The sequence below is a fragment of the Solirubrobacter ginsenosidimutans genome (assembly GCF_027587205.1).
Genome location: NZ_JAPDOD010000002.1, coordinates 68,859 through 89,727, shown reverse-complemented (window position 1 = coordinate 89,727; position 20,869 = coordinate 68,859). Strand labels below are relative to the sequence as shown.

General features: G+C 71.7%; 20 protein-coding genes. 11 read left to right on the top strand and 9 right to left on the bottom strand.

Annotation, left to right across the window (positions count from 1 at the left end):
- Nucleotides 1–150: 150 nt before the first annotated feature.
- The 3 genes from OM076_RS02870 to OM076_RS02860 are packed head-to-tail and all read right to left on the bottom strand — an operon-like array spanning nt 151 to nt 4,722.
- Nucleotides 151–1,059: a hypothetical protein gene (locus OM076_RS02870; RefSeq protein ID WP_270037872.1), complete on the bottom strand. Its 909-nt coding sequence runs from the start codon at nt 1,057–1,059 to the stop codon at nt 151–153.
- On the bottom strand, nt 1,056–1,604 hold the full coding sequence (locus OM076_RS02865; protein ID WP_270037871.1) for an RNA polymerase sigma factor: 549 nt from the start codon (nt 1,602–1,604) through the stop codon (nt 1,056–1,058). The genes OM076_RS02870 and OM076_RS02865 overlap by 4 nt, the downstream gene beginning before the upstream one ends.
- A 22-nt stretch (nt 1,605–1,626) precedes the next feature.
- Entirely contained in the window at nt 1,627–4,722 is a 3,096-nt protein-coding gene (locus OM076_RS02860) for an ATP-binding protein (protein WP_270037870.1), read from the bottom strand.
- Nucleotides 4,723–4,807: 85 nt separating this feature from the next.
- On the opposite strand from OM076_RS02860, the gene OM076_RS02855 reads away from it, so the two are divergent.
- Entirely contained in the window at nt 4,808–6,217 is a 1,410-nt protein-coding gene (locus OM076_RS02855) for a calcium-binding protein (protein ID WP_270037869.1), read from the top strand.
- Nucleotides 6,195–6,341: a hypothetical protein gene (locus OM076_RS02850; protein WP_270037868.1), complete on the top strand. Its 147-nt coding sequence runs from the start codon at nt 6,195–6,197 to the stop codon at nt 6,339–6,341. Before OM076_RS02855 ends, OM076_RS02850 begins: the two co-directional genes overlap by 23 nt.
- A 3-nt stretch (nt 6,342–6,344) precedes the next feature.
- On the opposite strand, the gene OM076_RS02845 is transcribed toward OM076_RS02850, so the two are convergent.
- Nucleotides 6,345–7,319, bottom strand: coding sequence for a YihY/virulence factor BrkB family protein (locus OM076_RS02845; protein ID WP_270037867.1), 975 nt, complete (start codon nt 7,317–7,319; stop codon nt 6,345–6,347).
- 243 nt (nt 7,320–7,562) lie between these two features.
- On the opposite strand from OM076_RS02845, the gene OM076_RS02840 reads away from it, so the two are divergent.
- From OM076_RS02840 to OM076_RS02825, 4 genes are read left to right on the top strand one after another with little or no spacing between them, the layout of a single operon-like run.
- Entirely contained in the window at nt 7,563–8,795 is a 1,233-nt protein-coding gene (locus OM076_RS02840; protein ID WP_270037866.1) for a hypothetical protein, read from the top strand.
- Between the two features lie 22 nt (nt 8,796–8,817).
- On the top strand, nt 8,818–10,230 hold the full coding sequence (pyk, locus tag OM076_RS02835; RefSeq protein WP_270037865.1) for a pyruvate kinase: 1,413 nt from the start codon (nt 8,818–8,820) through the stop codon (nt 10,228–10,230).
- A complete protein-coding gene (locus OM076_RS02830; RefSeq protein WP_270037864.1) occupies nt 10,231–10,722 on the top strand; it encodes a DUF1349 domain-containing protein in 492 nt (163 codons plus the stop codon).
- Nucleotides 10,712–11,272 (top strand): hypothetical protein, encoded by a 561-nt coding sequence (locus tag OM076_RS02825; RefSeq protein WP_270037863.1) that lies wholly within the window; start codon nt 10,712–10,714, stop codon nt 11,270–11,272. Before OM076_RS02830 ends, OM076_RS02825 begins: the two co-directional genes overlap by 11 nt.
- Here OM076_RS02825 and OM076_RS02820 read toward each other — a convergent pair.
- Together OM076_RS02820 and OM076_RS02815 are read right to left on the bottom strand one after the other, a co-directional pair.
- Entirely contained in the window at nt 11,221–12,723 is a 1,503-nt protein-coding gene (locus tag OM076_RS02820) for a Ppx/GppA phosphatase family protein (protein ID WP_270037862.1), read from the bottom strand. The two genes, OM076_RS02825 and OM076_RS02820, sit on opposite strands and share 52 nt — an antisense overlap.
- A 4-nt stretch (nt 12,724–12,727) precedes the next feature.
- Nucleotides 12,728–13,099 (bottom strand): VOC family protein, encoded by a 372-nt coding sequence (locus OM076_RS02815; protein ID WP_270037861.1) that lies wholly within the window; start codon nt 13,097–13,099, stop codon nt 12,728–12,730.
- Nucleotides 13,100–13,126: 27 nt separating this feature from the next.
- Between OM076_RS02815 and OM076_RS02810 the strand changes: the two genes are divergently transcribed.
- The 3 genes from OM076_RS02810 to OM076_RS02800 are packed head-to-tail and all read left to right on the top strand — an operon-like array spanning nt 13,127 to nt 15,967.
- Nucleotides 13,127–13,858, top strand: a complete 732-nt coding sequence (locus OM076_RS02810) for an MBL fold metallo-hydrolase (protein WP_270037860.1) — start codon at nt 13,127–13,129, stop codon at nt 13,856–13,858.
- A gap of 10 nt (nt 13,859–13,868) precedes the next feature.
- On the top strand, nt 13,869–14,588 hold the full coding sequence (locus tag OM076_RS02805; RefSeq protein ID WP_270037859.1) for a hypothetical protein: 720 nt from the start codon (nt 13,869–13,871) through the stop codon (nt 14,586–14,588).
- 5 nt (nt 14,589–14,593) lie between these two features.
- Nucleotides 14,594–15,967, top strand: a complete 1,374-nt coding sequence (locus tag OM076_RS02800) for an ABC1 kinase family protein (protein WP_270037858.1) — start codon at nt 14,594–14,596, stop codon at nt 15,965–15,967.
- Here the strand turns inward: OM076_RS02800 and OM076_RS02795 are convergent.
- The 3 genes from OM076_RS02795 to OM076_RS02785 form a co-directional block, all read right to left on the bottom strand.
- Complete coding sequence (locus OM076_RS02795; RefSeq protein WP_270037857.1) at nt 15,955–17,883, bottom strand: primary-amine oxidase; 1,929 nt, start codon at nt 17,881–17,883, stop codon at nt 15,955–15,957. The two genes, OM076_RS02800 and OM076_RS02795, sit on opposite strands and share 13 nt — an antisense overlap.
- Nucleotides 17,880–19,415, bottom strand: coding sequence for an APC family permease (locus OM076_RS02790; protein ID WP_270037856.1), 1,536 nt, complete (start codon nt 19,413–19,415; stop codon nt 17,880–17,882). Before OM076_RS02790 ends, OM076_RS02795 begins: the two co-directional genes overlap by 4 nt.
- Before the next feature lie 104 nt (nt 19,416–19,519).
- Nucleotides 19,520–19,861, bottom strand: a complete 342-nt coding sequence (locus OM076_RS02785) for a hypothetical protein (protein ID WP_270037855.1) — start codon at nt 19,859–19,861, stop codon at nt 19,520–19,522.
- Between the two features lie 39 nt (nt 19,862–19,900).
- On the opposite strand from OM076_RS02785, the gene OM076_RS02780 reads away from it, so the two are divergent.
- Both OM076_RS02780 and OM076_RS02775 read left to right on the top strand, forming a co-directional pair.
- Nucleotides 19,901–20,554, top strand: coding sequence for an NUDIX domain-containing protein (locus tag OM076_RS02780; protein ID WP_270037854.1), 654 nt, complete (start codon nt 19,901–19,903; stop codon nt 20,552–20,554).
- A 3-nt stretch (nt 20,555–20,557) separates the two neighbouring features.
- On the top strand, nt 20,558–20,866 hold the full coding sequence (locus tag OM076_RS02775; protein WP_270037852.1) for a hypothetical protein: 309 nt from the start codon (nt 20,558–20,560) through the stop codon (nt 20,864–20,866).
- The last annotated feature ends 3 nt before the right edge of the window (nt 20,867–20,869 follow it).

Genomic DNA, 20,869 nt, shown 5'->3' with positions numbered 1-20,869 from the left:
GCGCGGACGGGGGTGTCAGCACCACGCCCGTAACTGTCGGTATCCCAACACGGCAATTCGAGCCAACAGAGCCGCGCCGAGCGGCGGACTCACGGCAGGCAGACCCGGAGGGTGCGCCACTCCCCCCTCCCCACCCGGCGCAGTTGACGTTCAACCTCTGAGCGGGAACGAGCGCACCGTCGCGCCCGAACCATCGACCTCGCGCAACTCGACATGCCCCGCCCCACGAGGCAGCGCGAACGAGTAGAAGCCCTCGCGCACCCGCACCCGCTTCGACCGCCCATGGGCCGGATCGACGAGCACCCGCGCCGTCCGCGGGTCCGCGATGCCGACGTAACGCCGACCGCTGTCCACGAAGCGCCCGGTGCTGCCGCTGGCGATGATGCCCGGCTCGAGCTGGTCGTCGGGCCGCAGGCGGAGCCCCGTCCCGAACCCGCCCTCGTGCGTTCCGTGCAAGGCCATGACCCACAGCGTCTGCAGCCCGGGCGCGGTGTCGCGCGTCTGCGTGAGCCTGCGATCGGCAGCCGCGCGGACGGCCCGCGAGCGGCCCGCGGCGAGCTCGGCGACGCGAGCGCGGCGGGTCGCGATGCAGGCCCGCGGGTCGGTCTTGGCGGTCAGGTCGGGGCCGTCGAGCACGTAGACGCGCAGGCGCAGGCCTCCCCCCATCGGAATCATCCGCGCCGTGTCGCGCAGCACCCGCCCCGTCACGGGACTCTTGACCGGCACGACGCCGCGGGGGTCCGGCTTCGTCAACGCCGGCAGTGCGCGAGCGATCGCGGGGAGCACCGGGATGTCGGTCACGACCGTCTGCCGCGGCTTGCCCTCGTGGCTGCACCCGCCGACGTCGTGCGTGTCGTTGATCGCCTGCTCGGCGAGCGCGATGCCCTCGCGTCGCTCGTCCGGGCTGCTCTTGATCTGCGTCGCGGCCACCGCGCCGCCGCCGCCGAGCACCAGCGCGGCGGCGAGCGCGAGGAGCGGGGTCCGCAGCAGCCGCGGCCTGCGCCGGGCCCGGACAGCCGAGCGCAACTCGCGCTCGAGGTCGTCGAAGGCGTCCTTCATCGTGTCTCCTCCAACCCGGCGCGCAGCCGGGCCAGGCCGCGATGTACCCGCTGGCGCACCAGTTGCTCGGAGCACTCGAGCTCCGCGGCGATCTCGTCGTACTCGCGCTCGTCGACGACCCGCGCGAGCAGCGCCGCCCGGATCGGCTCGGGCAAAGCGGCCAAGGCGCGTTCCAACGCCGGACCGCCCCCGGCCGCCCGCTCCTCGACCCGCTCGAGGTCCTCGTCGTCCAGTGCCACGGGCGCGAGCCCGAGCGCGCGGCGAGCCTCGTCCTCGACCCGCCCCCGCCGCAGGCTCTCGCGCAGCTTGTTGCGGGCGATCCCGAACAGCCACGCCGCCGGCGGACCACTGCCGTCGAAGGTGTCGGCCCGCGCGGCGACGACCGCGAAGGTCTCCGCCGCCAGGTCGAAGGCCAATTCGGCGTCCGGCACCCGGCGGCGGAAGAAGGCGACGACCGCGTTCAGGTGCGCCCGGTAGAAGGCGGAGAACGCACGGTCGTCACCCGCGGCGATCCGCCGCAGCAGCTTGTGGTCGTCACGCGCCATGCACCCAGATCGTTGCGCGGGCTCACGACGCTGTGACAGCGAGATCTGCACGGGCCCGCAGCTCGAGCGCCGGCGCGCCCGAGCAGAGCGCGAGGGCGTGCTCGAGGTGCGCGGCGGCGCGTGGCGCGTCGCCGGACGCCGCGGCGAGCAGGCCGAGCGAGCGTGCGACCGGCCCGTCGCCCGCGGCGTAGCCGATCTGCACGAAGCGCCCCGCGAACGGCTCCAGTAGCCGGTAGAGCTCCGACGTCGGCGCCCGCAGCGCCGCGGCCGCCTCACTCAACAACGTCAGCGCCGTGAGCCAGAAGAAGTCGCGCGGGATCGCGGCGGGGTCCACCCGTGCGAGCGCCTCGCGCGCCCGCTCCTCCTCGCCCGCGGCGAGGTGGACCAGCGGCAGCGCGGCCCGCCACGCGGCCAGCGCCGGAGACTGCTGCACCGCCTCCAGCACGGCGGGCAGCAGCTCGCCGACCCGGCCCTGAGCGCGCCGGATCATGAACAGCTGGGCCGCGAGCACGCTCCCCGCGTCGCGGGTCTCGAGTTCGCGGCGCAGCTCGAACGACTCCAGCGCGAGCCGCTCGGCCTCGTCGAGGCGGCCGTCGAACTGCGCGAACACGCACGACCAGCCGACGACGAAATGCGCGAACAACGGCTCACGCAGCGCCTGAGCGAGCGCGTCGAGGCGCTCGAGGTCTTGCCGGGCGCCGAGGAGATCCCCGAGCGTCAGCCGATCGAAGATCCGCGCGTGCAGCGCCTGCAGCTCGAGCCGGGGGTTGCGGGCACGGTCAGCCAGCGCGAGGACCTCACGGCCGATCGCGATTCGCTCATCGACGTGGGCGACATGCAGCAGCGCGACGTGGCGCCCGGTCAGCGCCGCGGCGAGCAGGTCGCCGTCGCCGAGGCCACGGGCGATCGCCACGGCCTCCTCCGACAGCCGCCGCGAGGTGTCGAGCTCGCCCGCGAAGTGCAGGATCTCAGCCAGCCGCGCCAGCACCCGGCAGCGCAGCGCGCCTTCGGGCAGCTCGGCCAGCGCCTCACGCAGCAGGGCGATCAGCTCGTCGTCGACGACCCCGGCCTCGTAGTAGCGCCCGCCGTAGCCGATCGCGGCGCGGGCGAGCTGCTCCGCCGACCTCCCGCGGGCGAGCCGCGCGGCCTCGGCGAACGCGGTCCGCCCCGCCGCCAGCCCGCCGCGCATGCGCGCCTCCCCCAGTGCCAGCAGCAGCTCAACGCGCTCGCCCGGGTCCGGCGGGTCGGCCTCCAGCGCCCGCTCGAGCTGCAGCGCCTCGTCCTCCCACGCCAGCGACGCCGCGGCCCGCGCGGCGGCCTGGCGGGCGTAGCGGATCGCCGGCTCCGGGCCGGCGACGTGCCGCGCGCGGAAGAAGTGGTGCGCCAGCTCGGCGGGATCGCGGCGGCCGGAGGCTTCCAGGCGCTCGGCGACGCGATGGTGCAGGTGGATCCGCCGGGTCTCGCTGATGCTCTCGTAGAGCGTCTGGCGGATCAACGCATGCGCGAACGCGAGCCGGAACGGCTCGTCGGTCGGGGTGAGCAGCCCGGCGTTGAGCGCCTCGTCGAGCACGTCGAGCACCGCGTCGGAGGACCCGAGGATCGCGGGGCTGAAGGTCTCACCGGCGACGGCGGCCAGCGTCAAGGCGTCGTGGGCGCGCTCACCCAGGCGGGCGACGCGGCCGAGCACCACGTCCTTGATGCCCTCCGGAATCGCGATGTGCGCCGGGTCCTGCGCCGCGGTGACGGAACGGCGCAGCTCGTCGAGGAAGAGTGGATTCCCACCCGCCAGCTCGACCAGCCTCGCGACCATCGACTCGCTGAGCCCGGCCAGCAGCTTGCCGGCCTCGGCGTCGTCGAGCCCGGCCAGCGAGACGCCCTCGAAGACCTGCTCGCGGCGCAGGTCGGCGATCAGCTCGCGCAGCGGTGCCTCCGCCTCCCGGTAGGTCCCCACGAACAGCAGCGTGTGCGGCCGCGACGCGCGAGCGAGATGGCGCACGAGCTGCAGCGTCGGGCGATCGGCCCAGTGCAGGTCGTCGCAGACGAGCACGAGCGGGCCCAACTCCGCCAGCGCGGCGGTGACGGCCTCGAACAGCCAGTAGCGCTCGAGACCGCGCTCCCGTTGATCGGTCAGCACCTCACGCGCGAGACACTGCGAGAGGATCTCGGGGAACGGACCGTACGGCGTGAGCGCGTCCTCGTCGGAGCGGCCGTAGAGGACGACGGCGTCGCCGCGCTCATGCGCCTCGCGAGCGAACGCCGCGACCACACTCGTCTTGCCGATGCCCGGTTCGCCGGTCAGGAAGACGAACTGCCGGCCACCGCGCGCCAGACGATCGCGCAGGAGGGCGAGGACGCCCGCGCGGCCGACGAAGCGGCGGTCGGCGAGCCGGGACAGCGCCGGTGGGAGCGGGAGGGCGGGCGGCGGCTCGAGCAACCGGGCGTGAGCGGCGCGCAGCTCCGGCGACGGCACGGCGCCCAACTCGTCGCGGACCAGCGCCCGGAGGCGCTCGAACGTCCGCAGCGCCTCGGCGACGTTCCCCTGCGCCTCCTGCGCCTCCATCAGGAGTGCGTAGCCCGCCTCCCGGTACGGAGCGAGGGCCACGAGCCGCCCGCTCGCCACCTCCGCGGCCCGCGCGTCGCCGCGGGCGAGCGCGGCGCGCGCGGCGAGCTCGAACGCGCGCAGCCGCTGTTCCTCGAGCTCGCGCCGGCGTTCGTCCAGCCACGGCGCGTCGAGCTCGGGCAGCAGCACCTGCTCCAGGACCGCGAGCGCCCGTTCCGGCTCGCCTCCCTCGACGTCCCGCGCCGCCTGCTCGACGTCGAGCCGCGCGTTCGCGGGCAGGACGAGCCGCAGCTCGCTTCGCCCCACGACGAGCTCCGGGCCAAGCGTTCGCCGCAGCGCGGAGAGCAGGGTGCTGAGCGTCGCGCCGGGATCGTCCGGCGCGCCCTGCGCCCACAGCGCGTCGATCAGCTCGTCGCGCGTGACGGCGCGGTGCCGGTTCAGCACCAGGTAGGCGAGCAGCAGGCGGCCGAGGCGACCGGGAAGCTCGCGCTCGCGGCGGCGGCCGTCGACTTCCACGCGCAGCTCGCCGCACAGCTGGAGGTCGACGTCCGGACCCACCACGGCGCGACCATACCGCCCCGTTCAGGTTTCGTTGAGGTCCTTGACGGAGGGTGCGCAGCCTCCCCACATCCGAAAGGACGCCATGCGCGCAGCCTCCCCCCGGATCGGCCTCCTGTTGGCCGTCACGGCGCTCGCCACCGCTTCCCCCGCCGCCGCGAGCGAGATCGCCGGCACCGGCTCCACCGTCACGTACACGGCGGCGCCGGGCGAGTCCAACCGCGTCGCCGTCTCCGTCGTTCCCTATGACTCCATGTGCACCGGCCTCGGCGCCCCCTGTCTGCAGGTCTGGGACAGCGGCGCGCGCGTGACCGCCGCCACCGGCGGGTGCGTCGTCGCCGGCAGCGACCCGATCGCCGGCGACACCGCGCGTTGCCCACTCCCGGCCGGCTTCGTCGCCAACCTCGGCGACCGCGACGACTCCTACTGGGACTGGGACGGCCCGAGCACGGTCGATGCCGGAAACGGCAACGACACCCCGATCTTCGGGCAGGGAGGAAACGACGTGCTGCGCGGCGGCGTCGGCACCGACACGCTGCTCGGCCAGGACGGCGACGACCTCCTCGACGGCGGCCCCGGCGACGACTATCTCGAGGGCGTGCCGTGCGCGTGCGAGGACGAGAGCCTCACCCACGGCGCCGACACCTACGTGGGCGGCGGCGGGAGCGACAGCGTCACCTACGAAGGGCGGAGCGAGAACCTCGCGCTCAGCCCCGACGGCGTCGCCAACGACGGTGCGGCGGGCGAGGGCGACAACATCGCGCCCGACATCGGGACGGTCATCGGCGGCCACGGGTCCGACGTGCTGACCGGGAACGCGGGGCGCAACGCCTTCTCCGGCGGCGAGGGCGACGACGTGCTGGCGGGCGGCGGCAGCGACGACCAACTCGTGGGCGGGCCGGGCGCCGACCGCCTGACCGGGGACGATGGGCAGGACGTGCTGGGCGGCGACGACGGCGACGACGTCCTCGTGGGCGGTGAAGGCGTGGACCGGTTCTGGGGCGACGACGTCGGCGCCTGCATCGCCGCCGCCTGCGCGAGCGGACAGGACCGGATCGACGCCCGCGACGGCGCCCGCGAGCAGATCAGCTGCGGGCCGGGCACCGATGCGGTCGTGGCCGACCCGATCGACGTCTTCGACGACTCGATCTACCTCTCCGACCAGTGCGAGGGCACCGACTGGGCCGCGGCCGCCGCACCCGTCGCCCCGCCCGCCTTCAAGGCGCTGGCGGCGCGGGTGGACTCGCGGCGCCGGATCGTCGTGCGCGTCGCGGCGCCGGGCGCCGGGGTCGTGAAGGTCCGCGCCACGTCCGGCCGGCTCCGCGTGGCCGGCGCCTCGCGCAAGGTCGCCGCCGCCGGCGAGACGCAGGTCGTGCTCAAACCCTCGCGAGCCGCGCGCCGCGCGCTCGCGAAGCGCCACCGGCTGAAGGTCACGGTGCGCGTCGCGTTCGGCTCAAGCGAACAGGTGCTCCATGTCACGCTCCGGCGACGGTGACACGAGCGCGGCGCCGCCGGTCGCCGCGGTGCTCGACCCGCGCGTCCGCTGGACGGCCCGCGAGTGGGACTTCGTGGCCGACGGCGCCCGGGCACCGAGCCCGGGCGTCATCCGCGAGCCGTGACTCCTAGCCGTCCGTTTTCGGCTCGTCGCGCAGCGGCAGGTAGGGCTCCTGCTCAGGCGGGTGGCCGCCGCGGATCGCCCGGCTGCGCTCCATCTCGGAGTTCAGCTCGGCGCCGAGCAGCACGATGATGTTCGTGATCCAGAGCCAGGTCAGGAACACGATCACGCCGCCGAGGCTGCCGTAGGTCTTGTTGTAGGAGGAGAACTTCGAGACGTAGAACGCGAACAGCAGCGAGGCGAGCAGCCACAGCACGACCGCGAACAGCCCGCCCGGCGTGACCCACGGGAAGCCCGGCTGCTTGACGTTCGGGCACGCCCAATACAGCAGCGAGATCATGAAGGACACGATCAGCAGCAGGATCGGCCACTTGGCGATGCTCCAGACGTCGACGAAGGTGCCGCCGAGACCGATGACGTCGCCCGCCTTCTGCGCGACCGGGCCCGTGAAGACGACGGCCAGCGCCGTGACGGTGAGCAGGACCAGCAGCGCGACGGTGACGCCGAGCCGGACCGGGATCTTCTTCCAGATCGGCCGGCCCTCGGGCACGTCCCAGACATTGTTGGACGCGTCCATGAACGCGCCGATGTAGCCCGAGGCGGCCCAGATCGCCGCCGCGAGGCCGATGATCAGCGCGACCGTCGAGCCGCCTTGGTTGGACTCCAGGCTCGTCAACACGTTCGTGAGGATGTCCTTGGCGGGGCCTGGAGCCACGCTGCTCAGGTTGTCGAGCAGCGGCTGGGTCGCCGAGGGGCCGATCACGCCGAGCACGGAGACGAGCGCGAGCAGCATCGGGAACAGCGACAGCACGCCGAAGTAGGTCAGCGCCGCGGCCCAGGTGGTCAGCTGGTCCTCCCCGAACTGCTTGAAGGTCCGCTTGAGGATCGCGGGGAAGGCCTCCTTGGGCAGGTCGGTCGGTTGTTCCGGGACGTCGTTCTTCCCGTTCGTCGAACGCTCGGTGCTGGATGTGGCATGGGCCATGACACTGCGCTACCCAGATGTGCGCGGTACAGCGTCCTTGCCCGCCAGTTCCCTGACCGCTCGACGTTGTAGCCGCCATGCACCGGTTCCTGCCCCTCGTCCTCGGCACGTCCGTCCTCGCCGCGCTCGCCCCGGCCCCCGCGAGCGCCGCCTCCTTCCAATGCGACGCCGGCGCGCTCCGCCTCACCGTCGCCACCGCCCCCGCGCAAGAGCCCATCACCGCCAACCGCGGCGCCGCGGCGTGTGCTCCCCAGGCCGCCGGCGTCGGCCGGGATCGGCGAGCTCAACGTCGCGCTCCCGCTGCCCGCCCTGCCGGTGCCGCAGCTTCCCGGCGGGAACGTGATCGGCGTGCCCGGGATCGGGGCCGTCGACCTCGGCCCCGCGCTCGCCGCGCTGGTCGGCGCCGCCGGGCCGCTGCTGTCCGTCAAGGACCTGACGGCCGACGCGGGCGCGACCGGTCAGGCCGGGACGCCGGCGCTGAGCGGGACGTCGCGCATCGGTGCGCTGTCCGCGCTCGGCACCACGCTCAGCACGACCGACGCCGTCGACCGCAACCTGACGCTCGATTCGCAGACGCTCGATCCATCGAAGCTCGACGTCACGAAGGTGCTCGCCCCCGCGGGGGTGGACCTGGTCATGCTGCAGAACGCGCTCCAGCCGGTCCTCGACACGCTGCCGGATCTCGCGGTCCCGGCGACCGCGCTGCGGGTGCGCACGACCCCCGGCGAGCAACTCGTCTCCGGCGACAAGCTCACCCGCCGCGCGCTCCACGTCAGGGTCGAGCTGGCCGGCACGCCGCTGTTGGACGCCGTCGTGGGCGAGGCGACGGTCGATGCCACCGGCGTCGGCTGCGGCTCGATCGCCGCCGCCGCCCTCGGGCTGGGCTCGACCAAGTCCGGCTGCACGACCCGGCGCCTGACGCTGATCGACGTCGTCCAGAAGGGCGGACGCGTCTTCCTGCAGGGCGCCGCCGACCCGCGACGCTTCGCGGACAAGACGGTGCGCATCCGCTCGCTCTGGAACCGGCGGACGGTCGCGACCCTGAAAGTCCCGAAGAGCGGCCTGTTCATGACCGACGCAAAGCTCCCGCCCGTCTCGCTCCGGCATACCAACGCCGCCCGCTACCGCGCCTCCATCGGCACCGAGAAGTCGCTGGCGCTCAAGCTCGAGCGCCGGATGATCGTGACCGGCACGCGCAAGGCCGGGACACGCAAGGTGACGCTCAGCGGCCGCATCTCACGCCCGCTGGCGACCCCGGTCCAGACGGTCACCGTCACCCGCCAGGTCTCCTGCGGGAAGGAGTCGGTCGTCGCCCGCTTCAAGCCGGCCGGTGACGGGCGCTTCAAGGCCACGCTCAACGCGCCGCGAGCCGACCGCGTCTACACGTTCCGCTTCCGCAGCCGGGTCCGCTTCAGCACCTCCTACCCGACGCTCTACCAGACGTTCACGCTTCCGCAATACGTGGTCGGCACCTGACGCTCTATATCGTGCGGCGCTGATGCAGCGCCGCACGAAGATTGTCGCAACCATCGGGCCCGCGTCCCGTGATCCTGAGGTTCTCGTCCGCATGGTCGAGGCCGGGATGGACGTCGCCCGCCTGAACTTCTCACACGGCAGCGCCGACGAGCACGCGGAAACCGCGCGCCGCGTCCGCGAGGCCGCCGGTCGCGCCGGCCGCCAGGTCGCGATCCTGCAGGACCTCCCGGGGCCAAAGCTCCGGATCGGCAAGCTTCGCGACGGGGTGGTGGAGTTCAAGCCGGGCGACGCCACCACGTTCGTCTGCGGGCCCAACGGCGGTGAGGGCGACGCCTCGCGGCTGTTCATCACCTACGCCGGCCTCGCCTCGACGGTCGACGAGGGCGAGATCATCTACCTCGCCGACGGCTCCGTCCGCCTGCGCGTCAGCGCGGTGCGGCCCGACGACGGCGAGATCGACGCCGTCGTCGAGATCGGCGGCGCGGTCGCCTCGCGCCAGGGCCTGAACATCCCCGGCGAGACCGCGGCCCTGCCCGCGGTCCCCGAGGAGGACCTCGAGCACGTGCGCACCGGCGAGCGGATCGGCGTCGACATCATCGCGCTCTCGTTCGTGCGTCGCGCGGAGGAGATCGTCGAGTTGCGCAAGCACACGCGGCTGCCGCTGGTGGCGAAGATCGAGAAGCCGCAGGCGGTCACGCGTGCGGAGGAGATCGTCCGCGCGGCCGACTGCGTGATGGTCGCCCGCGGCGACCTCGGCATCGAGATGCCGATCGAGGAAGTCCCGATCGTGCAGAAGCAGATCATCAGCCTCTCGGGCGCCCTCGCCCGCCCGGTGATCACCGCGACGCAGATGCTCGACTCGATGGTCGCCTCCTCGCGCCCGACGCGCGCCGAGGTGACCGACGTCGCCAACGCGATCCTCGACGGCACCGACGCGGTGATGCTCTCGCAGGAGAGCGCCGTGGGCGCGTGGCCGGTGGAGTCGGTGGCGATGCTGGCGACGATCGCCAAGCGCACCGAGCAGACCGCGCCCTACCGCGAGTGGAACGAGCGGCGGGTGCGGCGCGACCGGCGCGACCCGGCGTACACGCTGGCCTACACGGCGACGCGGGCGGCGCACGAGCTCGACCTCGCCGCGCTGGTCTGCCCCACCCTCAGCGGCCGCTCCGCGCGGCTGATCTCCGCCCACCGGCCGACGGTGCCGATCATCGCGCTCTCCCCCGGGCGCGAGACCGTGCGCCGCTGCGGGCTGATGTGGGGCGTGCAGGCGGCGTCGATGCGCCGCTACGAGGTCACCGAGGAGCTGATCGCGGCCGCCGCGGCGCGGGTCGTCGAGCTCGGGTGGGTGAAGCCGGGCGAGCGCGTCGGGATCACCGCCGGCCTGCCCTCGGGCAAGCCGGGCACGACGTCGCTGCTGCAGATCCAAGAGGTCTAGGTGAAGTGGCTCAACGAGCCGGCGGTGTGGTCGGGCGACGCGTCCGATCTCACCGTGGCCGTTGAGCCGGAGACCGACTTCTGGCGCACGACCCACTACGGCTTCATCCGCGACAACGGGCACTTCGCGGACACGGGTCAAATGGGCGTGCGCTTCCGCGGCGAGTTCGCCGCGCAGTACGACCAGGCGGGGCTGATGCTCCGCCTCGACGAGGAGCACTGGATCAAGTGCGGGCTGGAGCTCGACGGCCGGCTGTGGCTCAGCGTCGTCGTCACCAACGGTGTCAGCGACTGGTCGCAGCAGCCGGCGCCGGAGCCGGACGCCGACGGGTGGTACGAGATCCGCGCCGTGCGCGACCGCGACAGCGTCCAGATCTCCTGCGGCGAGCAGCCCGTGCGGCTCGCCCCGTTCCCGGAAGGCGTCATGCAATCCGGCCCGATGTGCGCGGCACCGAAGGGCCCGGGCTTCACCGCGCGGTTCCGTGCTCTTTAGGCCGGCGGACCTCGAGGGCCTCCAGGCGGGCACCATCACGCTCGCGTTCCGGCGCTGGGAGACGCCGCGGGTGAAGGTGGGCTCGAAGCTGCGGACGCCGATCGGCGTGCTCGAGGTGACCGCGGTCGACAAGGTCAAGCGGCCGACGAACAAGGACGCGCGGGCCGCCGGCTACGCGAGCGGCCAGGCGGTGCTCGACGCGTTCCCGAGGCGCACCGGCGACTTCTATCGGATCGCCCTGCACGTCGCGGGCCCCGACCCGCGACTCGCGCTGCGCGAGCTGCCGCCCGACGAGGCGGTGTTCGCCAAGCTCGAGCGGATGGGCGAGTGGACGTATGAGTATCTCCAGGCGATCGCCGACCACCCCGGACTCCGCGCGCCCGACCTCGCGCAGTCCTTCGGCCGCGAGACGTTGCCGTTCAAGCGCGACGTGCGCAAGTTGAAGGAGCTCGGGCTGACGATCAGCCTCAAGATCGGCTACGAGCTCTCCCCGCGCGGTCAGCTGACGCTGAGCTCGCGCCCGAACGCCTTGCGGAACACGTCGCCCTGACGCTCGGTCGCCCAGCGGGCGATCGTGACGTCGACCTCGGCCCTTAGGCGCAAGGACACGCTTGAGTCCTCGACCACGATGTCGCAGGCGTGCACGGCCTGGTCGCGGGAGCGCTCGAGCTGCTCGGCGATCCGGACCGCGGCCGCGATCCGGTTCAGCAGCTCCTCGTCACCCGGCCGCGCCAGCGCCGTGAACTCCCCCAGGCCCGGGTTGCCCTTGCGGTGATAGCGGGCGGCCTGGCCGATCAGGGCCACCTCGCGCGGGCTGTAGCCCGGCATGCCCGCCGAGAGGATCAGGTAGCGGGAGTGCTTGTGGTGGTCGTCGTAGTCGATCGCGGTGCCGATGTCGTGCAGCATCGCCGTCGCCCACAGCAGCTCGCGCTCCTTCGGGTCGCCGCGATGCACGCCCGCCGCGGCCAGGCCGTCCCACAGCTCCAGCGAGAGCTGGGCGACGTGCTCGGTGTGGGCGAAGTCGGCCTCGTACTGGGCCGCGAGGTTGCGCACCGTGACCTCGCGGACGTCGTCGAACAGCGGCGGGTCGCCGAGCAGCGACTCGAAGAAGACCCCCTCGCGCAGGCCGGCGGCCGTGGCCTCGATCATCCCGAAGCCGCCCACCTCCATCACCGTGTCGATCACGACCGCACCCGCGAGGATCAGGTCGCCGCGGGCGAACTTGATCCCGGGCACCGACGCGCGCTCGGAGGCGGTCATCGCCGAGAACGTCTCGATCAGGTCCCTCAGGGCGTCGCGGGTGATCCGGAAGCCCTGGATGCCGTAGGACGGCAGGCCGGCGGCGAGCTGCGCCGCGGCGGCGAGGTTGCGGACCGTGCCACCGACACCGGTCAGCCGGCCGCCCTCGTCGAGCCACCCTGCCCGCTCGACCTCGGACGCCACGTGATCGCGCAGCGCCTTGATCTGCTTGCGCCTGGGCTTGTCGCCCTCGGGCAGGAAGCGCTCCGTCATGCGCACGGCGCCCAGCGGCCATGAGCGACCCTCGGTCTCCTCGCGGCCGTCGACACGGGTCAGCTGCATCGAGCCGCCGCCGAGGTCGAGCACGACGCCCTGGGAGAGGGTCGTCGAGTTGACCGCCGCCAAGTAGCCGTAGCGGGCTTCCTCCTCCCCCGAGAGGACCTCGATCAGCAGGCCCGAGCGCTTGCGCGCGGCCTTCAGGAACGCGGCCTGGTTGGACGCGTCGCGGATCGCGGAGGTGGCGACGGCGCGAATCGCGTCGATCCCGATGGCGTTGCAGAAGTGCGCGTAGAGCTCGAGCGTCTCCAGCGCGCGCTCCATCGGGTCCGCCTGCAACTTGCCGGTCGCGTCCAGGCCTTCACCGACGCGCACGGCTTCGTGGATCTCGTCCGTGCGCTTCCACCAGGAATCGGTGTAGTTGAAGACGACCAACCGGAACGAGTTCGACCCGCAGTCGATGACGGCGAGTCGAGACTCAGGCATGCGGCTAGTTCTTCTCGATCAATTCGATCCGGTAACCATCCGGATCGCGGACGAACGCGATCAGCGACCCGCCCTCGCGCACCCGATACGGCGGCTTCTCGGGCTCGATGCCCTGCTCGCCGAGCCGCTGGAGCGTCGCGGTGATGTCGTCCACGGTGAGCGCGACGTGGTTGTAGCCGGTGCCGAGCTCGTAGGAGTCGACGCCGTGGTTGTACGTCAGCTCGAGCCGGTCGCCGTCGCCGGGCAGGCCCATGAAGACGTTGATCGCCTCTTCGCGGATCGGCATCCGCCGGCGCTCTTCGAAGCCGAGCGCCTCATAGAAGGCGACGGAGCGGTCGATTTCACCGATCCGGTAGCACGTGTGGATGAGCTCCATAACGTGGCCGAGAGTACCGTCATGGCCATGATCGTCGAGCGTTCCATGAGCGATGGCTGGCTGACCAACACGTACCTCGTGGCGGCCGGGCCGAATACCGACGCCTTCCTCGTCGACGCGGGCGGCCCGATGGAGCCGCTGTTCGCGAAGGCCGACGAGCACGGGCTCAACGTCACCCACATCCTCCTCACCCACCACCACGGCGACCACATCGTCGACCTCGGCCAGGCGCTCGAGCGCTGGCCGGACGCGACCGTCCTCGCCCACCCCGAGGAGCGCGTTCCCGGCACGACGGGCGACCTGAACCCGGGCGACGAGGTCGAGATCGGCGGCCTGACGGTCAAGGCGCTGCACACGCCCGGCCACACCTCCGGGATGCTCAACCTTCTGGTCGACGGTCAGTTGTTCACCGGCGACACGCTGTTCAAGCGCTCGGTGGGCGGCGTCCGCGCGCCCGGTTCGACCAGCTTCGAGGACATCAAGGACTCGATCATGAACGTGATCCTCACGCTCCCCTCAGAGACCGTCCTGCGCCCCGGCCACACGGACCCGAGCACCGTCGCCGACGAGCTCGAGCACAACCCGTTCGTGCGCATCTGGCGCGGCCTGGACCCGGAGGGCAGCGAGTCGTGCACGGCGCTCGGCGAGCCCGCGACGCTGGTCCTTTGGGGCCCCGACTACGACGGCGGGCACAAGGCGTGGGTGCGCTGGCCCGATGGCCGCGACGACATCGTCCCGGGCTCGAAGGTCGAGCGCTAACGTCGGTGGGGTGAGCCCGGAGAAGCAAGACAAAGGCGGGAGCACCCTTTCGCTGCAGACCCTGGTGATCTCGAGCCTCGCCGCCGTGGCCGCCGCCATCGTGGTGCCCATGTTCTGGGAGCGAGGCTCGCTGATCGCCACCGCCATCACCCCGATCATCGTCGCGATCACCTCGGAGCTCCTGAACCGCCCCGCGAAGGTCATCACCTCGTCGGTCCCGAAGGTGACGCGCCGCTCGGCCACGGGCGCCGCCATGCGCAGCGAGCAGCCCACCGGCGTGGGCGCTCGCGGGGCGGGCCCGGAGCAGCTGCCGCCACGCCGTGAGGACCCGTTCGGCCTCTACGAGGAGGAGCGCCCGCCGCGCCGCTTCCCGCTGCGGCTGGCCGTCATCACCGGCCTGCTCGCGGCGGTCATCGGCGCCGGCGTCGTCACCGCGTCAGAGCTGGCCGTCTTCGGCCACCAGATCGGCAACGACCAGCGCTCCACGGGCCTGCTCGGCGGCAAGAGCTCCAGCAGCACGGCCACGCCGACGCCCACCGCGACCGAGACGGCCACGCCGACCGCGACGGAGACCCCGGAGGCGACCGAGACGCCCACCCCGAGCGTGACCGAGACCCCGACGCCGAGCGTCACGGCCTCACCGACGCCCGCCGTCACGCCGCTCCAGGCGGCACCCTCGGCGACGCCACCCCCGACCGACGCCACACCGGTCCCGACGGCGACTCCGTAAGCGACTTGGCCAAAGATCGCATCCCCACTTCGCGGATCTCCCGCACCGCGAAGGTCTCGAGCCTCGCCGCGGGCCAGGCCGCGCGCCAGCTGCGCACCCACGCGACCAACCTCGCCCGCTCCGAGGAGGGCCGCAGCGCCGCGCTCGAGCGCCGTCACCTGGAGGCCGCGGAGCAGATCGTGGCCGCGCTGGGGACGATGAAGGGCGCGGCGATGAAGCTCGGCCAGGTCATGAGCTTCCTCGACGTCGGGCTCGTGCCCGAGGAGCACCGCGAGGAGTTCCAGAAGAAGCTCGGCGCGCTGCGCGACGCCGCGCCCAAGGTCCGGTTCACCGACATGCGCAAGGTGATCGAGTCCGAGCTCGAGGCGCCGCTGGGCGAGGTCTTCAAGGAGTTCGACGAGGAGCCGATCGCGGCGGCTTCGATCGGCCAGGTCTACCGCGCGCGGCTTCCCGACGATCGCATCGTCGCGGTCAAGGTCCAATACCCCGGCGTGGCCGCGGCGGTGCGGGCCGACATGCAGAACCTGGGGATGATCCTGCGCCTGATGAAGCGGATCGCGCCCGGCCTGGACGTCAAGAACACGGCCGACGAGATCCGCTCGCGCATCTACGACGAGCTCGACTACGAGCTGGAGGCGCAGAACCAGCGCGCCCTCAGCCGCATCTTCAAGAATCACCCGTTCATCGTCGTCCCGGACGTGGTCACGAGCCTCTCGCGCGAGAAGGTGATGGTCAGCGAGTTCGTCTCCGGCGCGGGCTTCGACAGCGTCAAGGAGGGCGACCAGGCCACGCGCGACCGCGTCGGCGAGATCGTCTTCCGCTTCTACTTCGGCTGCATGTACCGCCACCGGCAGTTCAGCGGCGACCCGCATCCCGGCAACTTCCTGCTGATGCCGGATGGGCGCGTGGCGTTCCTGGACTTCGGGCTCTTCAAGGTCATGCCGCGCAACCTGATCGAGCTCGAGCTCGAGACCCAGCGGGCCGGCCACGAGGGCGACGCGCAGCGCCTGTGGGAGATCTGGGCCGAGGGCGGCCTGCTCAAGGAGCCGGACAAGTTCCGGCCCGACAAGCTGCTCTCGCAGTTCCTGGACGCGACCTGGTGGTACCTCACCGACGAGACGCTCGAGCTCGAGCCGGATATCGCCACGCAGGTGATGATCGACATGTCGGACCCGCGCTCAGAGCACTTCGGCCAGATGCGCCACGAGACGCTGCCGGCCGACCACATCTTCGGCCGCCGCGTGGAGCTGCTCACGCTCGCCGTGCTCGGCCAGTTGCGCGCCACCAACAACTGGCACCGGATCGCCCGCGAATGGATGTACGGGGACGACCCGGTGACCGCGTTGGGGGAGGAAGAGGCGGCCTTCTACTCGCAGTGACAGTGTTTGGGCGCTGAGCGCGGCATGTCCAGCGCCGGGTTGCCGGCGAAGAAGCCGGCGGGCTTGAGCTTGAAGCCGACGTGGGTGACGGGCATCACCGGCCAGTCCTCCGGCCGGACCACGTGGTGGGCGCCGAACGTGTACCAGAGCACGACGTCCGTGCCTTCGGTCGGCCGGTCGGCCTCCGTGTAGCGCGGCAGGCCGTCGCCGCCCGGGTGCTGGTTGGGGTAGTCGCCGGCCGCGAAGCGCTCGGCCGGGTCGTACGCCGTCACCCACACGTGCTCCTGGGTGAAGCCCGCCCGCGCGGCGAAGCGCGAGTCCGGCGCGTACATCGGCGCGACGTTCTCGCCCGGGACGAGCTTGTAGGCGACGGGATCGCCGAGCGCGGAGACCTTCTCGGGGTTCTCGATCCGCCAGAAACGGCCCTTCAGCGGGTCGATCTTGCCCTTCGCCATGCCCTCGCTGGACAGGACCGTGCGCTTGGTCACCCACGCCGTCCCGGTCGGGTTGTCCGGCCCCCAGGGCAGCGGCTCGGAGTCGACCTGCACGACGCTGTTGGCGTTGCCGTCGACGGCCATGTCCAGCCGCACGCAGAAGAAGTGCTGGTGGTGCGGGCCGTAGAGGCCGGGCGCCACCATCGTCCCGTGCTTCGGTCGCTCGCCGGGCGCCAGCGCGCCGGTCGAGATCACGCCCGTGAGCTTGACCTCGTACTCGATCGTGCCGTCGGTGTAGAGGTACCAGAAGTACCCGTACTCGTAGTTGCCCACGGTCGCGATGCTCGAGATGACGAGGCGCCGCAACCGCCGGACCTCGACCTCCTCGGTCCGGAAGTCGGTGTGCTTCCAGCCGATCCCGTAGTCCTCCTCGTGCATGCAGACGGCGTTGGGGATCACCATCGGCTCGCCGTCCTGGTCGTTGACCACGCCGTCGAAGTACTGGATCTCGCCGACGCAGTCGCAGCCGAGCGTCAGGGGGTTCGCCAGCCAGCCGACGCCGTACTCGCCCTGGTCGAAGACGTTCTTGAAGCGGTGCGTGGGCGCCGGGTCGCCGTACGGGACGTACATCTCGGCCAGCGAGGCGCGGTAGATGATCGGCCGCCCGGCGTAGGAGAGCTCGTGCAGGACGAGGCCCTCGCGGGGCGTGAACCCCACCCGCACGTGCCACTTCTGCCACGCGACGCCGTGGCCGGACACCGTGAACGACGCGCCTTCCGGCTGGGTGATCTCGATCGGCTTGAGGTCCGCGCGCGGCGCCTCGAAGTACGGCACGTTGTCCGGATCGGCCATCCGCTCCGGGTCGTAGTTGCCCGCCTTGGGCGGGAGCGCGACGACGCCGTGGTCGGCGACCTCGACGACCTTCATCGCGTCGAGGTCGACGATCACCACCAGGCCCTCGATCGGCCGCGCGTAGCCGTGCTCGCCGGGCGCGGCGCGCAGCCACGTCAGCGGGCGCACGATCCGCCGAGCGCCCGGATCGTCCTCCGGCCCCATGTAGCCGGCCGCCCACGGGTCGACCATCGTCAGCGTGAAGTCCTCGACTCCGCGCAGGCGCATCGCCGCCTGCCAGTCCGGGTCGGCCTGCACGACCGCCTCGCAGGCCATGAACTCCTCGAACGTCACCGGCGGCTGGACGCCCTCGATGTGGGTGAAGGCGACGACGGACCCCTCGGTGAGCGAGACCACCGCCTCGTAGGTCTTGCGCTCGGCTTTCTCGTAGAGCACGACGAACGCCTCGCGAGGGACCGCCTCACCCGCCTGCACGGCGGCCTTGGGCGGCTCGTGCAGGGAGATGAACACGAAGCGCGCGCTGCTTTCGAGGCCCTTCTCGGCCTTCAGGATCGTCGCGGCGGCGGAGACCTCTTCGGCGCTCAGCGGCTCCAGGGGGTGGAGGACGGGTGGGGCGTCGAGGGTGCTCATGCGGGGATCTCCTCGCGGCTGAAGCGGCCGATCTTGGCGTACGTCTCGCGGGAGCGGCTGCGCAGGATGAAGCCGAGCACCATGCCGGCCGCGAAGACGACGAGCACCACCCACGGTACGGCCTTGATGAACAGCGCGTCGCCCGCGCCCGAGAGCACGCCGCGGTTGGCGATCAGCAGGTAACAGGCGCCGGCCATCGCCAGCGTGCCGATGATCGGCGCGACGAGTGTCTTGAACCAGTGGAAGCCGTCGCGCGCCTCGGTCAGGAAGAACCGGATGATCGCCACCGAGCACAGGCCCTGGACGGCGAGGATGCCGAGCACGCCGAGCAGCGGCGTCCACGTGCCCAGCTTCAGCAGCGCGGCCTCGGTGCTCGAGTCCATGATCGTGAAGCCGAGCATGTACAGGCCGACGATGACGCTCACGACCATCGCCGCGACCACCGGCCCGTGGCGCTTGGCGTGCGTCTTGCCGAGCGCGCTGGGCAGCACGCCCTCGCGGGCGAGCGCGAACAGGTAGCGCGCGCCGGTGTTGTAGAAGGCCATCGCGCACGCGAAGGAGCTGGTCACGATCAGCAGCTGCAGGATCGTGGTGAGGCCGGAGCCCACGTACTGGTCGGTCAGCGGGTAGAACGCCGACGCCGTCTTGCCCGCGAACTGGTCGGCGACCGCCTGGGCCGAGCCGTTGAGGCCGTACCCGGTCACGAACATGTACGAGACGAAGATGTAGAAGATCCCGAGACCGACGACCGAGCCGTAGGTCGCCGCCTTGGCGATCTTCCGCGGCTCGCGCGACTCCTCGGCGTAGTTGGGCGCCATCTCGAAGCCGACCCAGGACCAGAACGCGCCGAAGATCGCCACGCCGGCCGCGGCCGCGCCGAAGACCTTCAGCGCCGCCTCGTTGTCGAAGATGTTGGCCGGGTTCAGCGGCGCGGCGCTGTAGCCGTCGGGGCCGCCGCCGTTGACGATGATGCCGATGCACATCGCCAGCAGCGCGAGCACCTCGGCGACGAGCGCGACGCCGAGGATCTTCGCGGTGAGCTCGATGTGGAACCACGCGAACCCGGTCATCAGCGCGAGCGCGCCGAACATGTAGACGTAGGCCGGCAGCGAGATGCCGAACCAGTCGTCGATCGTGGTCGAGGCGAAGTAGCCGAGCACGCCGGTGACCGCCGCGGCGAAGATCACGTAACAGAGCGCGATCAGCACGCCCGAGCCGAGCCCCAGCACGTTGCCCAGCCCGCGCGAGATGAACGTATAGAAGCCACCGGTGGAGGTCACGCGGCGCGACATCTCGATGTAGCCGGTCGAGAAGATCGTCAGCGCGATCGTGGCGACGAGGAACGCGGCCGGTACGGCGTAGCCGCCGCCGGATACCGCCACGGGTACGTTGAACATCATCGCCGCGAGCGGCGCGGCGCCCGTGACGATGCAGAAGAGCACCGCTGGGAGCCCGAGGGCATCCTTCGCGAGGGCGCCGTGCGCCCGCGGCGCGGGTGCGGCTGCGATGGGTTCGGCGACGACCTGGGACATGCGACCTCCAGCTGACGAAGCGGATCGTCAGGCAGGAGACCGCGTCAGCAGCCCTGCGGGGAGGGTTTGGCGGTCCAGACTCGCTGGACCGCCGGTACTAATTGCTAATTCCAGGAGGGGGTGTGCTCCGGCACGGTGCTCGGGCCGACAGGCACGAGTTCGCGCTCGGACACGGCGTCGACGACCTCTTCGACCTCTTCGGACTCGTCCTTGTCACCGTCGGGCTCGGCGTCGCAGGTGACGCGCATCATCCCGGTGGCGACCTTCTCATCGCCGACGACGGTGAGGCCGCAGATCGTGTCTCCCTCTTCCCAGCCGAGGCGATCGATGTCGAAGAAGGTCAGGTGGACCTCGGTCGCGTTGCCGCCCCAGGGGCACGTGTTGTTGTGCGCCTCCTTGGCCTTGCAAACGGCTTCCATGTTCTTGCCGGAGGCTTCGAGCGACATAGATCGCAGGGTACCGCTCGGGGTAGGCTGGATCACGTCTTGCCTTACCCGCCCGGCATCCTCGCTCGCGGTCCCTGGCCGCTCGACCGGGTCACGTCGCGCTGGAGCACCACGCCCTACGAACCGACGCCTGACAAGGTCGCCGCCGCGGACTCCGCGATCGCGGAATTGAAGGCCCGTTCCTCGCCGTCGCACGACGGTCTGGCAGGACGCTTGCAGAGCTTCACCGTTGTTAATGGGCAGCTCCAACTGGAGCTCCAGGAGATGCGCTGGGCGCTGCGACTGCTGCGCGAGGACGCCTCCGGCGCGCTCTCCGTGCTCTGCGTCGTGCGCGATTCCGAGGGCCGCTGGCTCGCCGGCCGGCGCGCGGAGTGGGTCGCCACCTGGGCGGGGGTCTGGGCGCTCGGAGCGGGCGGAGCCGTTGATGCAGGCGAGGATCCGGCACTCGCGCTCGGGCGCGAACTTGCCGAAGAGTGGTCCGTGCAACCCGAGCGGATCGCCGTCGAAGCGCTCATCTCCACCCCAGGTGACATGGCGATGTTGATCGGTCAGGCATGGCTGTCCCCCGGCACCGAGGTCACCCGCGATCACGAGCACGACGCCCACGCCTGGTGGCCTCCGGACCCCAACGATTGGCCAGAAGAATCACATCCGCAACTTCGGCGGATGGCAACGTTGTTAGCTAGTGGCTAGCCCGTGAGCTTCCGCGCGCTCAAGTACCTCTCCTTCACGCACTCGGCGATCTACACCGCCCTGCTGGTCGTCGCGATCGCAGGTGGTCACGACGAGGCGAAGTACGTGCTCGGATGGGCTCACGGCATCGGCTGGATCGTCATGTCGCTGCTCTGCGTCGATGCCGTCCGGCGCCGCGTGATCCCCCTCTGGCTCGGGGTCATGGTCGCGGTCGTCGGTGGCGTGGGACCCTTTGCGGGCACCATCGGTTTTTTGTATGCGGAACGGCGTGCAGTTTCCCCTGCAGGACTCCCACAACGCGATATGGTCTAGGAC

What these genes read in the sequence shown, in the direction of transcription:
- OM076_RS02865 (WP_270037871.1), bottom strand. Translation starts at nt 1,604, where the DNA reads ATGGCGCGTGACGACCACAAGCTGCTGCGGCGGATCGCCGCGGGTGAC.
- OM076_RS02785 (WP_270037855.1), bottom strand. Translation starts at nt 19,861, where the DNA reads ATGTCGCTCGAAGCCTCCGGCAAGAACATGGAAGCCGTTTGCAAGGCC.
- OM076_RS02870 (WP_270037872.1), bottom strand. Translation starts at nt 1,059, where the DNA reads ATGAAGGACGCCTTCGACGACCTCGAGCGCGAGTTGCGCTCGGCTGTC.
- OM076_RS02845 (WP_270037867.1), bottom strand. Translation starts at nt 7,319, where the DNA reads ATGGCCCATGCCACATCCAGCACCGAGCGTTCGACGAACGGGAAGAAC.
- OM076_RS02820 (WP_270037862.1), bottom strand. Translation starts at nt 12,723, where the DNA reads ATGCCTGAGTCTCGACTCGCCGTCATCGACTGCGGGTCGAACTCGTTC.
- pyk (WP_270037865.1), top strand. Translation starts at nt 8,818, where the DNA reads ATGCAGCGCCGCACGAAGATTGTCGCAACCATCGGGCCCGCGTCCCGT.
- OM076_RS02850 (WP_270037868.1), top strand. Translation starts at nt 6,195, where the DNA reads ATGTCACGCTCCGGCGACGGTGACACGAGCGCGGCGCCGCCGGTCGCC.
- OM076_RS02790 (WP_270037856.1), bottom strand. Translation starts at nt 19,415, where the DNA reads ATGTCCCAGGTCGTCGCCGAACCCATCGCAGCCGCACCCGCGCCGCGG.
- OM076_RS02810 (WP_270037860.1), top strand. Translation starts at nt 13,127, where the DNA reads ATGATCGTCGAGCGTTCCATGAGCGATGGCTGGCTGACCAACACGTAC.
- OM076_RS02815 (WP_270037861.1), bottom strand. Translation starts at nt 13,099, where the DNA reads ATGGAGCTCATCCACACGTGCTACCGGATCGGTGAAATCGACCGCTCC.
- OM076_RS02855 (WP_270037869.1), top strand. Translation starts at nt 4,808, where the DNA reads ATGCGCGCAGCCTCCCCCCGGATCGGCCTCCTGTTGGCCGTCACGGCG.
- OM076_RS02795 (WP_270037857.1), bottom strand. Translation starts at nt 17,883, where the DNA reads ATGAGCACCCTCGACGCCCCACCCGTCCTCCACCCCCTGGAGCCGCTG.